The sequence below is a fragment of the Mesorhizobium sp. M1078 genome (assembly GCF_040318615.1).
Taxonomy (GTDB): Bacteria; Pseudomonadota; Alphaproteobacteria; order Rhizobiales; family Rhizobiaceae; genus Mesorhizobium.
Genome location: NZ_JAMYMP010000001.1, coordinates 534,128 through 546,245, shown reverse-complemented (window position 1 = coordinate 546,245; position 12,118 = coordinate 534,128). Strand labels below are relative to the sequence as shown.

Below are 12,118 nucleotides of genomic sequence, written 5' to 3'. Positions count from 1 at the left end.
AGGGATAAGGCAATGCCGACTGACCCACCGATAGAGCGACGGTCGCATATCCGTGATCTTGTTCTGAAGGAAGCGACAATCCGCGTTGGCGACGCCAGTATCAATTGTCTGGTTTGCAACCAGCACGCCCACGGTGCGGAGCTGCGGGTGAAGGCCGATATCGCAATCCCCGACCGTTTCGTGCTTCACGTGCCGGTCGATCATACCAGCTATCGCGCCGTGGTGCGGTGGAGACGGAACGAGCGACTTGGGGTGCAACTCGATTCGGGACGGCAGGCGTAGATGGCGGTAGCCGGGACGGATCACCCAGCTGTTCAAGTGCAGGGTTGATGGGACAAGGCAGGGCTCGTTTGCGGCACGAACGCTTCCTTCCATGCTGCTTGCGATTTGCAATCAGTTGCGATAGGCTCTGACCGCTTGCATTGCAAGCGGTTGGTCCGTGGACCCACTAGGTGAAGGCGCTGCTTTTGGGCAAACTTATCTTGGGAATGAACGTTTCCATCGATGGCTATGTCGATGACCTTGCCGGAAATCTGGTCATGGGCGCACCAAGCCAGAAGCACTTCGAGTACTGGATCGAGACGATTCGCAACCATGCCGGCGCTGTGTATGGCCGCCGGATGTACGAGGTCATGCGCTATTGGGACGATGATCACGCGGAATGGGATGCTTCGCTTCGCCAGTTCGCGACACTCTGGCGCAAGCTGCCCAAATGGGTCGTTTCGCGCACACTTTCACGGGTCGGCCCGAACGCCACCCTCATCTCCGGCGATATTGAAGCGCAGATTCGCGAGATCGCGGCCCGCACGGAGGGTATCCTGAGCGTTTCCGGTCCGGAACTGGCCGGTCTTATGACCGGGCTGGGCCTGATCGAGGAATATCACCTGCACGTGAGGCCGTTCGTGCTCGGCAAGGGCAAGCCTTTCTTCCACGAGGCAAGGCCTCCGCTGCAACTGGTGTCGAGCACATTGATCGATGACGATACGGTTCATATGATCTATGTGCCGCGAGGCTGAACGATAAGGCGCTTCAGCGCCAACATGCGAACCAACACGTACGTTCGCAGTGGGCCTGGTCCCGGCCTTCGCACCGAGGTCTCACATGTCAGCTTGCGTGCTGGGTACCCAAGCAGCAGAGGGTCTGCTGTCGGCCGAAAATCTGCCGGTCAGCAATGCGCCCCATGCCGGTCAAAGAGGCCTTGCCGCCGTTCCTCCATAAGCAGACATTGCAGACCTACAAGGACATCGCTTTTACGCCCGAAGCGCCGCTTCGGTTGGTCCTTCAGTGACCTGGCGGCCCAAGGGCGTCGTCCTCCACCGCCCGCCCTCGTCCGCAACTCACCGTTGCCAGCGGCTCTGCTCCTGGCCTTCCCGCGATGACCGAGCGGGTAGTGAAACATCATGGTCAAGCCTGAAAAGCAAGGTCCAACCTAGCCGCCTTTCCAGGCCTGCGTCATCATCGTCCAGCAGTTCAGGATCCTGCGTGCGCCAGCCGGGTCCGTCGGGTCGGCCGGCCGCACAGTTTTTTTCATCCCGCTGGAACATTGGCGAAGGAATGCAGTTGGGGTCGCTGCAGATGCCGCCGCGTGGTGCCTGTGGGCGATTGGTGGCAACACCTGATCGGCCGCCGCTCCTTTACGAGGCGGCTTAGCGTGTGAGCCAATCCTGCAGCAAAGGCCTAGGGATTGGAACGACCAACAGGAGGCAGTCATGAAGCACCAGACACTCGATCAACTCCAGTCAGTCGCGGACATCAGTCCACTATCGCCGGCTCTGCTGGCTACAAGGACGCAACGGATAGAGCGGTGGGCGGAACTGCTCTATCGAAATCCGACGCGCTCCCTTGTGGCTCTCACCGGGACTGAGCATCTGCATCCCTCTGTCCGCGGAGAAGCGCGCGCGGTCGGATCGGCGATTAGTGTCGCCTTTGACGATCCACTGCTGCGTGCATCGGGCATGCAATCGGATACCTACGGGGAAGCCAGACGCTTCTTCGAACTCTCCGATTGGCAGTTGCATGAGATCGTCTGCAGTTGCCACACCGGCGCCACCATGCAGGCTGGCTGGGCCGCCGGGCGTGTCCGCAGGGTTCTCAATGGGAGCAAGATATTGGCTTGGCTGAGAAAAGGATTCATGCCGCACTGAGACACAGCGCTTGCGCCTGAAGAAGCATGCAGGCTCCAGCAGAGATTGCGTCGGCTCCGCGAAGGCATGGCTGACCTCAATGGAGTAGGGCGGCCGAGTTGCTTGCGACTTCAGAAATGACGTTCACCATTGCTTAGTGGACCTCGTCAGGGTGATCGGCAATTTCGTGAATAGCGAGTACCAGCGCCAGTTTCGACCAACCGGTCGGCAGCGCCCTCGTGACCAAGCGGGGTTACTTATCCTCGGTGCGTCACATGTGCGCTTCGTCAGCGGTATAGCCTGCCAATCCCTCCACAGCCGTTTTGACGCTGCGAAAAGCTCGAGGCGTGAGGGGGCAATTTAACCCAGGAATCCCGAAAACGGCACTTCCGCTTTCGGCCCCGAAATTGAAATTCGAGGCCCGCCCCATCACCCCGGAAAAATCGTAAACCCGCCATCCACCCGCAGCACCTGCCCGTTGATAAACCGCGCCCGCGGGCCAGCCAGAAACGCCACCGCCTCGGCGATCTCCTCCGGCTCGGCATAGCGGTTCAGCGACTTCTTGCTGGAATCCATGCGCTCCGGATCGACCACGCGGGTCGCCTGGAAGCGTGCCGTCTTGGTGGCGCCGGGGCTGACCGCGTTGATGCGCACGCCGTCGTCGATCAGTTCCTTGGCGAGACAGCGCGTGTAATGCACGACCGCGGCCTTCAAGGTGGAGTAAACGACCTCGGGCGAGCAGCCGAGATGTGCCGCCGCGGAGGCGATGTTGATGACGGAGCCGCCGCCGCGCTGCTTCATCGGCGGCACGAAGGCCTGGCAGACCAGCATCGTGCCGATCAGATTGTTCTCGGTGAGCACGCGGATGTCGTCGAGTTCGATGTCGAGGGCGTTGTTCGGGTTCGGCTTGCCGCCCCTGGCGCCGATGTCGCCGCCGGCACAATTGACCAGCACATGGACGTCGCCGAGATCGGCCTCGATCTTGCGCTTCATCGCGGCCACCGCCTTCTGGTCGCCAATGTTGCCGGTCACCGACGTCACCTTCGTGCCGTGCCGCTTCAGGCGCTCGACCACTTCGCTCAGATTGGCGAACTCGCCATATTTGGCCGGCGCTTCCTCGTCCATGTCGTGAATCGCGACATTGGCGCCGAGTTCGGCCAGGCGCTCGGCCATCACGCGGCCGAGGCCGCGGCCGGAGCCGGTTACGAAGGCGGTCAATCCATCGAGTTCACGTGCCGTCATCGGATATTCTCCATCAAACCAAATTTGCGCATGTTGGCGGCGCTGCGCCGGATCATGTCGAGCTCATAGGAAACCAGTGAGACGTCGGCTTCGCGCTCCCAAGGCGTGCGGTAGTCGGCATCGTCGGGCAGCCGGTTGCGCTGCGCGGCCGCCAGGCAGGCGGCAAATTCGCGTGCCGTCTTCGGGGGATAGCCGCGCCACCAGTCGTCGCTGAGATAGCGGACATGCCGCGCCTCCAATGCGCCCGGTTCGAGGACGGCGGTCAGGCGATCATGGTGCTGGGCAAGAATTGCAAACAGCTCGGCGAACGGCACAGCACCGTCACCGATGGCGCAGCGGATCAGCCGGTAACCTTCGGTCGTGAACTGCACTCGGTAATCCTTGAGGTGGACATGGCGGACATGGGGGGCGATCGCGCGCGTGAAATCGAGCGGCGCTTCGCCGACCGGGAACGTGTTGCCGGTGTCGAAGGTGACGCCCACACTGTCACCACCGAGGGCGCAGAAATCGACGAGTTCCCGGCTGGTAAAGTCCTGGTGGTTTTCGATCGCAAGGACATACCCGTCGGCATTCGCGCGGGGACCCCACTCCACCAATCGCCCCCGAATGATGCCGGCGTACTCGCTCCATTTTTCGCCGGCGGCGTTGCGGTCGCCGCAGAGAATGGGCGTCAGCGCCGTGCGGATGATTTTGGCCTTGAGCAGGCGCGCGGCCCGAAAGGCATCGTCGAGCGGTTCGCCCACCAGCAGGCCGCCGCTGACGACCGGCGTGATGCCAAGGCCGGCGAGCCGTTCGCGCAGCGCGATCACCGCGTCGTCGGAAAGCTCGCTCAGCCATGGCACCCAGATCTCCAGCACGCGCGCGCCGAGTTCGGTCGCCAGCGCGATGAAACCTTCGAGCCCCGCAGGCCTAGGATTGGCGCGTGGCGTGCCGCGACCCTGCAGGCCGAGATGATAGGTCAGGCCGTAGGGGTTCAGGCCGACCTCGAGCATGAAACGATCCTTTGAGTCAGGTGGGGTCATCGCAGGCCGGCGTCCACGGTGATCGACTGCTTGGTGATCATGCGGCTGTCGTCGGCGGCGAGGAACAGTACCGTGCGCGCGATCTCCTCGCCGAGCAGAATCTTGCGGATCACCTGGCGCTGCACGACCTGATCGACCGAACCTTGGGTCTTGTACCAAAGCTCCCGCTGCCGGTCGGTGATGACGGCGCCCGGCTCGATGGCGTTGACGCGGATGTTGTCGGGGCCAAACGCCCGCGCCAGCGCGAAGGTCAGCCCGACCACCGCAGCCTTGGCCGCCGCATAGGGCGCCATCTCTGACGCGCCGAAACGCCAGGCGATCGAGGAAAAATTGACGATCGAACCAAAGCCCAGTTCCTGCATGTGCGGATGCACGGCCTGAGCGGCAAAGAAGTGGTGCCTGAGGTTCACATCCTGGGCATGGTCCCAGTATTCCTGCGTCACGTCGGCGACCGAGAGGCGATTGTCATCGGCGGCGTTGTTGACCAGCACCGCGACAGGCCCTAGGCGGTCGCGCACCGTGCCGATCGCGGCTTGGAGGGCGGGGATATCGGTCACGTCGCAGCGCAGGAACAGGGGCGCGTGCGCTGCCGCGGCGGCGAGGTCGCGGGCAAGCTGCTCGCCGGCCTCCTGCTGCAGATCGAGAAACGCGACGCGCGCGCCATTGGCGCAGAAGGCGCGGACCGTGTCGGCGCCGATGCCCGACGCACCGCCGGTGATCAGCACGACACGCTCGGACAGGCTCGGATAGGTGGCGAAGGACAAGGCGGAACTCTTTTCAGATCAAGCTTCGGTCAGATCAGGCGTTGGGTCGTCGGGTCGAACAGGCAGGCACGCGCCATGTCGATGCCGAGCGTCACCGTCTCGCCCATAAGCGGCGTGCCGTCGGGGTCGAAACGGCCGGTGATCTCCTTGCCGCCCAGGCGCAGGACGGCCATGGTCTCGGCACCTGTCGGTTCGACCAGCTCGACCACGGCATCGATCTGCGCGATGCCCGGCTTGCGGCGCGCAAGATCCGGATCGAAGCGGTAGATGTGCTCGGGACGGATGCCGAGCACGAGCTGTCGCGGCGTATCGGAAGCGAGCGTCTGGACCATCGGCAGGCTGGCCGTCTTGCCGTCGGCGGTCTGCAACACAACAGTGGCGCGGCCGCCTTCCTGGCTCAGTTCCGCGGCCAAAAAATTCATCGCCGGCGATCCCATGAAGCCGGCGACGAACATGTTGGCCGGACGGTTGTAGATCGTGGCGGGATCGTCGAATTGCTGGACCTCGCCGTGGTGCATCACGGCGATGCGCGACGCCAGCGTCATCGCCTCGACCTGGTCGTGGGTGACGTAAACCGTGGTCTTGCCGACGCGGTGATGCAGCTTCTTGATTTCGGTGCGCATGTCGACGCGCAGCTTGGCATCGAGATTGGAGAGCGGCTCGTCGAACAGGAACAGTTTGGGATCGCGAACCAGCGCCCGGCCCATGGCGACGCGCTGGCGCTGGCCGCCCGAGAGCTGTCCGGGCTTGCGGCCAAGCAGCGGTTCGATCTGCAGGAAGGCAGCAACTCGACTGACGGCCTCGTCCTGCTGCGGCTTCGGGACGCGGCGGCTTTCCATGCCGAAGGTGATGTTCTCGCGCACCGTCATCGTCGGGTAGAGCGCGTAGGACTGGAACACCATGGCGATGTCGCGGTCCTTCGGCGGCACCGAATTGACCAGCCGCCCGTCGATGCGGATCTCGCCGGAGGTAACGGTTTCAAGCCCGGCGATCATCGCCAGCAGAGTGGACTTGCCGCAGCCGGAGGGTCCGACCAGCGCGATGAACTCGCCGTCCTGCGCCTCGAGATCGACGCCCTTCAGCACCTCGACCGCACCGTAGTTCTTGCGCAGCGATCGGATGGTCAATGTCGACATGCGATGCCCTTCACTTGATCGCGCCTCATTTGATGGCACCTTGCGTCAGGCCGCGCACAAAATACTTGCCGCCGAAGAGATAGATCAGCAGCGGCGGCAGCGCGCCGATCAGCACGGCGGCGCTCATGACATCGTAGGCGCGCACATTGGTGCCGCTTGCCGTCAGCGCGACGAGCGCTGCCGTGATCGGCTGTTGCTGCCCGGAGGTGAAGACGACGCCGAACAGATATTCGTTCCAGATGCCGGTGAACTGCCAGATCACCGTGACGATCAGGATCGGCGAGGAGAGCGGCAGAATGATCTTGCGGAAGATGCGCCAGAAGCCGGCGCCGTCGATGCGCGCCGCCTTGATCAGGTCGTCGGGGATGCTGACGTAGTAGTTGCGGCAAAACAAAGTGGTGAACGAAATGCCCTGGATGACGTGGATGAGGACGAGCCCGTAGACCGAATTGCTGAGGCCGAGATTGCCGAGGATGAACGCCCACGGCATCAACGAAATCTGGCCCGGAACGAAGACGCCGAGCAGCATGCAGGTGAACAAAGCTTCCGAACCCCTGAAGCGCCATTTCGACAGGATGTAACCGTTCATCGCGCCGACCGCCGTCGAGATGATCGTGGCCGGGATCGTCATCTTCAGGGAGTTGTAGAAGTTGCGCTGCATGCCCTCGCAGGTGCCGCCGATGCAATAGGTGCTCCAGGCCTGGCCCCAGGCATCGAGGCGGAAGCTGCGCGGCAGCGAGATCAACCCGTTGCGCGCGATCTCCTGCTGGTCGCGGAATGAATTCAGCACCACCACCAGCAACGGGACCAGGTAGATCGCCGCGAAGACGACCAGCAGCCCATAGATGGCGAAGCGGGTGAGAAAATGCCGGCGCGACGCGACTGCGGCAGCGCGACGGTCGAGCGACTGGTCCAGGGAGACGTCAGCCATGGCCGGCTTCCTTGCGCCGGCGCCAGACCACCCAGAATGAATAGGGCACCAGCACCACGGCAACAGCGGCAAGCATCATGATGGCGGCGGCCGCACCTTCGCCGATCTGGCCGCGTTGGAACATCAGGTCATAGACGTAGATGGCGGGGAAGGTGGTCGAGATCCCCGGGCCGCCTTTGGTCAGGGCCGCCACGAGGTCGAAGGTCTTGATGGCGAACTGGATCTGGATGACGGCGACCGCCAGGAAGATCGGCGCAATGGTTGGCAGAAGCACCTTGCGATAGATGCGGAACGTCGATGCGCCGTCGATCTGCGCGGCCTTGACGAGGTCCTGATCCACCGAGCGCAGGCCGGCCAGGAACAGCGCCATGGCAAAGCCCGAGGCCTGCCAGACACCGGTGATGATCACCGCGTAGATCGCATAGTGCCGGTCGCTGGCGAGTGCGAAACTGAAGCTCGCCCAGCCGAAACCGCGCACCATGGCCTGGATGCCGTCGGTCGGATTGTAGAGCCAGCTCCAGACCGTGCCGGTGACGATGAAGGAGACGGCCAGCGGATAGAGGAAGATCGTGCGCCAGGCCGCTTCGCCGCGCACGCGCTGGTCGATCAGGATCGCCAGCAGCAGTCCCACCGCCATCGAGCCGACGATGTAGAAAGCGCTGAAGAAAAACAGGTTGTTGTAGGCGATGTTCCAGCGCCGGTTCGCCCACAGCGACGCGTAGTTGTCCAGGCCGACGAAGCCGTAGGTCGGCAGCAGCGAGGAGTTGGACAACGAGATATAGAGCGTCCAGCCGGTGAACACGAAGACGTAGACGAAGCTCGCCACGAGAGAGGGGCCGAGCACCAGCAAGGGCATCGCGGAGCCCAGCCGCTCGCGCCAGGGGCGGGCGGGCGCCGGTACCGACAGGATCAGGTCGTGATTTGACATTCAGAGCACGGAGATTGGCAGAGCACAGGACTGGCGGAGCGCGGGACCGGGATGGCGGATGGCCGGGTGCGGATGGCGCCCGGCCATTGCCATCTATTTCTGTGCTTCCGCCGCGTCGGCCATCGCGTTGGCGCCATCCTCCGGCGACATGTCCGGCGTCGCCACGAACTCGGTAATGGAGTCCATGATCGCGCCGCGCATCTTCTGCGGGATGGTCATGTTGTGGGCCATCGAGCGGACCAGTGTGCCGTCCTTGATCGAAGCCTGGAGATCCTTCTGCGAGAGCTGCTGGCACGGATTGAAGCCCTTCGACAGATCGATATCCAGGCGTGCGGGGATCGAGCCCTTGGCCTGGTTGAAGACCGTCTGGAAGTCGGGCGACAGGATCAGGCTGGCCAGCAGCTTCTGGCCGTCGATGTAATCCTGGTCCTTCTGCTTGAAGAACACGACCGAGTCCGAGTTGAGGATGAAGCCGGGTTTGCCCCAATCGGTCGGCGCCTGGGCGCAGACATAGTCGGTGCCTTCCTTGAAGCCGGCGGCGGTCAAAAGGCCGATCGTCCAGTCGCCCATGATGTGGAACGCCGCGTCGCCCTTGCCGACCAGCGCCGACATCGAATCCCAGTCGCGGCCGACCATGCCCGGATCCATGTACCTGCTCGTCATCAGGCGCATCTGCGTGAAGGCCTTGACCATCCCCGGGCTGCGCATGGACTCGACATCGCCTTCGACGAAGGCCTTGCGGTAGAGATCGATGTCCTGGCCGTAGAGCACGACCTCGAACACCGTCGAATCCGTCCAGTCGGCGGTCGAATGCGAGATGCAGATCTTGCCTGTGGCGACGATCTTGTCGCAGGCGGCATTGAACTCGGCCCAGGTCTTCGGCATTTCCGCCACGCCGGACGCTTGCATGACCTTGGGCGAGGCCCAGAGCCAGTTGATGCGGTGGATGTTCATGGGCGCGGCGACCCATTTGCCGGTCGGCTTCATCACCGGAAGCAATTCCGGCGCCACCACTTTCTCCCACCCTTCGGAGGCCGCCAACTCGTCGAGATCGGCGGTCATGCCGGTCTCGTTCCATTCGGCGATCTCAGGGCCTTTGAGCTGCACGGCAGGCGGGGCATTGCCGGCGATCACGTCGGCGCGCAGCTTGGCCAGCGTATTGGCGGTGTGGCCGGCAATCGAGGTCTGTTCCCATTTGCCGCCCTTGGCCGTGAACATCTCGCCGAGCTTGGCGATCGCCTGGGCGTCCGATCCGGTCGCCCATTGGTGCAAAAGGTTGGTCTTGGGCTCGGCGAAGGCTGTTCCGGCGAAAAATGTGCACGCAGCAGCGGCCGCAAGCGCGGTCATGACGGACTTCATCGTTTCACTCCCATATCGTGTTGCACGGTTCGTCTCGACCGCTTATGGCCGCGGTTTGAAGCCGCCGCCGGCGAGATGCGTCAATCTCGAGTTCTTTCCAAGATGACATATTGGAGCTATCAGTCAACGATGTTTATGTTGAGCCATGACAAAACCTTCGCTTAGAACCTGGCTGATCGACAGACCCTCCGCGTCGCCGGAGAGCATGATCGTGCGCTGCCTGAGCGAGCGCGGCGCACTCTCCGCGTTGCAGATCGCACGCGCCACCGGTCTGGCGCGCTCGACGGTGTCAACCGCGCTTAACGGCTTGAAAAAGTCTGGAATGGTGATCGAAGCCCCGACCAGCCGCGACGGCATCAGAGGCATCGGCAGGCCAGCCGCGGCGGTGACGCTCAATCCGACAGCGGGCACCTGCGTCGGCATTCACCTGGCTCTTCAGCAGATACGGCTCATCGTCGCCGATGTCTCGCATTCCGTCATTGCCGAACAAAATATTCCAATGGCGCTGGACTACCAGCCGCAACAGGCGGCCCAGGCGGTCAAATCGGCGATTGCCCAATCCTACAGGGAAAACGGTCTGCCGGTAGCGGGGCTCCTGGGGGTTGGTGTCTCCGTCTCCGGCCCTGTCAGCCGCGATGGAGTGGTGCTGCGCGCAAGCATGGTTCCAACATGGGCCGGCGTCAACATACGAGATGTGTTCGGACCCGTCCTGGAACAGCCGATCTTCGCCGACAACGAGAGCAACTGCGCGGCCATTGCCGAGCTGATGTGGGGTGCGGCCGTCGGCCAGGACGATTTCGTGCTGTTCAAGATCGATCTGGGTGTCGGCGGCGCCATTGTCCAGCATGGCCGGCTGGTGGCGGGCGTCGCCGGCGGCGCCGGCGAATTCGGGCACATCAGCATCGATCCCGGCGGCGACCTTTGCCGCTGCGGCAATCGCGGATGCCTGGAGCTCTACGCGAGTTTTACCCGGCCGCTGGAACAGATTTCGCGTGTCGTTGGGCGGCAAGTCACCATGGACGATGTCATCGCCATGGCCGAGCAGGGCGACGTCAGGGCGTTGCGGATGATCGAGGATACCGCCGAGATCGCCGGCCGGGGTCTCGGCCTGATCGGCTCGGTGCTCAATCCGCCGCTTATCATCATCGGCGGCCACATGGCTTTGGCAGGGGACATTCTGTTGACGCCGCTGATCGCGTCCTATGAACGCCATACGCTGATCAAGTCCCGGGATGTCGCTCCCGCGCTGCGCACGCGCATCATCGTTGGCAGGCACACCGAGAACGATGCCTTGCTGGGCGCGGTCGGCCTCGTTTTGAGACACCAGACGAAGGAACTGTCGCCGGGGTGATCGTCAGGACCAGCCTGTGCTTGTTCAAGTCAATTGCACGTGTCAGCAGCCTTGAGCGCTTCGGCGCGGGACGATTTGGGCAAATCCGCGATCCGCCGGACAGAAGCGTAAAACCTTGGATAGTTGCCCGAACACAGGTCGAACAAGCGAAGAAAGGCCGGAACCTGTTCACCGTAGACAGAAGTTGCCGCGAGCTTGGCGTTGTTGATCGGGGCAGCGAACCAGGCGTCGTATCCCCGGTATCCGGCCCAGTGCCTGTCGCGCATCCGCCGATAGCGCATCCGCAACCGGTCGATGGTTGCTGCCTTGGCGGCCGCCATCTTTTCCGGGGTGCGGGGACTACCATAGACCTGCCTTAGCTCGTCGCGCGTCTTCGCCACCAGTCCAAGAAAATCGGCGCTGCGCTTGCGATCGGCTTCGTAGCGGCGCAATCCGGCCCGGTCGCCGGCGGCGCGGAGCCATTTCCTGACGCCGCTGGTTTCGACGGCAACGGCGAACGCCTCGTTGAATGCGGAATCGCCATCCACATAGAGGCGCTGATGCGCCAGCTCATGAAAAACAAGGCTGGCGAGATAGGTGTCGTCCTGACGCAGCATGGTGCTCAGTAGCGGGTCACTCGACCAGCCAAGCGTGGAATAGGCGGTGACGCCCGAGACATAGACGTCCAGCCCCTGTCTTTGAAGTTCGACTGCGTTCTCAGTCGCGGATTTCCGGGAGAAATAGCCCCTGTATGGAACGCAGCCGAAGACCGGAAAGCACCATGTTCGTGGCGCAAGCGAGAATTGCGGCGCGGCAAAAACGGCCCAGGTCACGGCATCGCGATGGATGTCGACATAGCTGCGGTAGCTGCTGTTTTCGGGCAATGCCAGCTCATCTGTCGCAAACCGTCTTATGGCGCTGGCCGACGTCAATTTGGCGCGCAATGCCTCAGGCGTCGAAGGATCACGGATGAGTTTTCCAATATTTTTGCGGGCGGCCATGATCTGCGCGTGACCCTGCAACGACTGCGCGTAGTAGGAAATGGTCGTGCAGCCGGTCGCCCCGGACGCGATGATCGCCGCGGCAAGCATCTGAAGAACGCGCTTCACTGTTTGCCCACCCTTGCCCATCTCCCCATGCAGCAAACGTCCTGGTCACCCTCAAACAGGAGGCACCGGTTTCCGTCAAGAGCTGCAGGGTAGGGGGCGACACCGACCTGGGCAGGGCGATGCGGCCATTCGCCTACGATTGACGAAAGTCCGCCGCAGGGCGGAGCGAGCGAG

At 63.0% G+C, this 12,118-nt stretch carries 12 protein-coding genes; 4 read left to right on the top strand and 8 right to left on the bottom strand.

Features of this window, described 5'->3' with window-relative positions; all coding sequences use genetic code 11:
* Positions 1–12: 12 nt before the first annotated feature.
* From NKH38_RS02725 to NKH38_RS02715, 3 genes are all read left to right on the top strand, one after another.
* Complete coding sequence (locus NKH38_RS02725) at positions 13–282, top strand: PilZ domain-containing protein (protein ID WP_081725353.1); 270 nt, start codon at positions 13–15, stop codon at positions 280–282.
* A gap of 185 nt (positions 283–467) precedes the next feature.
* A complete protein-coding gene (locus NKH38_RS02720; protein WP_023744134.1) occupies positions 468–1,016 on the top strand; it encodes a dihydrofolate reductase family protein in 549 nt (182 codons plus the stop codon).
* A gap of 693 nt (positions 1,017–1,709) precedes the next feature.
* Positions 1,710–2,144 (top strand): hypothetical protein, encoded by a 435-nt coding sequence (locus NKH38_RS02715; protein WP_023671095.1) that lies wholly within the window; start codon positions 1,710–1,712, stop codon positions 2,142–2,144.
* 408 nt (positions 2,145–2,552) lie between these two features.
* Here NKH38_RS02715 and NKH38_RS02710 read toward each other — a convergent pair whose 3' ends face one another.
* From NKH38_RS02710 to NKH38_RS02680, 7 genes are all read right to left on the bottom strand, one after another.
* Positions 2,553–3,365, bottom strand: coding sequence for an SDR family NAD(P)-dependent oxidoreductase (locus NKH38_RS02710; RefSeq protein ID WP_023744135.1), 813 nt, complete (start codon positions 3,363–3,365; stop codon positions 2,553–2,555).
* The gene (locus NKH38_RS02705) at positions 3,362–4,357 is read right to left on the bottom strand and encodes a sugar phosphate isomerase/epimerase family protein (RefSeq protein WP_023744136.1); all 996 of its coding nucleotides are present in this window, start codon (positions 4,355–4,357) and stop codon (positions 3,362–3,364) included. The genes NKH38_RS02710 and NKH38_RS02705 overlap by 4 nt, the downstream gene beginning before the upstream one ends.
* 26 nt (positions 4,358–4,383) lie before the next feature.
* Positions 4,384–5,151: an SDR family NAD(P)-dependent oxidoreductase gene (locus NKH38_RS02700; protein ID WP_352758933.1), complete on the bottom strand. Its 768-nt coding sequence runs from the start codon at positions 5,149–5,151 to the stop codon at positions 4,384–4,386.
* Between the two features lie 29 nt (positions 5,152–5,180).
* Positions 5,181–6,287: an ABC transporter ATP-binding protein gene (locus NKH38_RS02695; protein ID WP_023747086.1), complete on the bottom strand. Its 1,107-nt coding sequence runs from the start codon at positions 6,285–6,287 to the stop codon at positions 5,181–5,183.
* 25 nt (positions 6,288–6,312) lie between these two features.
* A complete protein-coding gene (locus NKH38_RS02690; RefSeq protein ID WP_023733535.1) occupies positions 6,313–7,218 on the bottom strand; it encodes a carbohydrate ABC transporter permease in 906 nt (301 codons plus the stop codon).
* On the bottom strand, positions 7,211–8,146 hold the full coding sequence (locus NKH38_RS02685) for a carbohydrate ABC transporter permease (protein ID WP_023700958.1): 936 nt from the start codon (positions 8,144–8,146) through the stop codon (positions 7,211–7,213). Before NKH38_RS02685 ends, NKH38_RS02690 begins: the two co-directional genes overlap by 8 nt.
* Positions 8,147–8,239: 93 nt before the next feature.
* Positions 8,240–9,505, bottom strand: a complete 1,266-nt coding sequence (locus NKH38_RS02680) for an ABC transporter substrate-binding protein (RefSeq protein WP_352666736.1) — start codon at positions 9,503–9,505, stop codon at positions 8,240–8,242.
* Positions 9,506–9,650: 145 nt separating this feature from the next.
* Between NKH38_RS02680 and NKH38_RS02675 the strand changes: the two genes are divergently transcribed.
* The gene (locus NKH38_RS02675) at positions 9,651–10,856 is read left to right on the top strand and encodes an ROK family transcriptional regulator (protein WP_352758928.1); all 1,206 of its coding nucleotides are present in this window, start codon (positions 9,651–9,653) and stop codon (positions 10,854–10,856) included.
* A gap of 29 nt (positions 10,857–10,885) precedes the next feature.
* Here NKH38_RS02675 and NKH38_RS02670 read toward each other — a convergent pair whose 3' ends face one another.
* Positions 10,886–11,965, bottom strand: coding sequence for an aminopeptidase (locus NKH38_RS02670; protein WP_352758925.1), 1,080 nt, complete (start codon positions 11,963–11,965; stop codon positions 10,886–10,888).
* Positions 11,966–12,118 lie beyond the last annotated feature (153 nt).

What these genes read in the sequence shown, in the direction of transcription:
- NKH38_RS02725 (WP_081725353.1), top strand. Translation starts at nt 13, where the DNA reads ATGCCGACTGACCCACCGATAGAGCGACGGTCGCATATCCGTGATCTT.
- NKH38_RS02715 (WP_023671095.1), top strand. Translation starts at nt 1,710, where the DNA reads ATGAAGCACCAGACACTCGATCAACTCCAGTCAGTCGCGGACATCAGT.
- NKH38_RS02710 (WP_023744135.1), bottom strand. Translation starts at nt 3,365, where the DNA reads ATGACGGCACGTGAACTCGATGGATTGACCGCCTTCGTAACCGGCTCC.
- NKH38_RS02705 (WP_023744136.1), bottom strand. Translation starts at nt 4,357, where the DNA reads ATGCTCGAGGTCGGCCTGAACCCCTACGGCCTGACCTATCATCTCGGC.
- NKH38_RS02695 (WP_023747086.1), bottom strand. Translation starts at nt 6,287, where the DNA reads ATGTCGACATTGACCATCCGATCGCTGCGCAAGAACTACGGTGCGGTC.
- NKH38_RS02690 (WP_023733535.1), bottom strand. Translation starts at nt 7,218, where the DNA reads ATGGCTGACGTCTCCCTGGACCAGTCGCTCGACCGTCGCGCTGCCGCA.
- NKH38_RS02685 (WP_023700958.1), bottom strand. Translation starts at nt 8,146, where the DNA reads ATGTCAAATCACGACCTGATCCTGTCGGTACCGGCGCCCGCCCGCCCC.
- NKH38_RS02680 (WP_352666736.1), bottom strand. Translation starts at nt 9,505, where the DNA reads ATGAAGTCCGTCATGACCGCGCTTGCGGCCGCTGCTGCGTGCACATTT.
- NKH38_RS02675 (WP_352758928.1), top strand. Translation starts at nt 9,651, where the DNA reads ATGACAAAACCTTCGCTTAGAACCTGGCTGATCGACAGACCCTCCGCG.
- NKH38_RS02670 (WP_352758925.1), bottom strand. Translation starts at nt 11,965, where the DNA reads ATGGGCAAGGGTGGGCAAACAGTGAAGCGCGTTCTTCAGATGCTTGCC.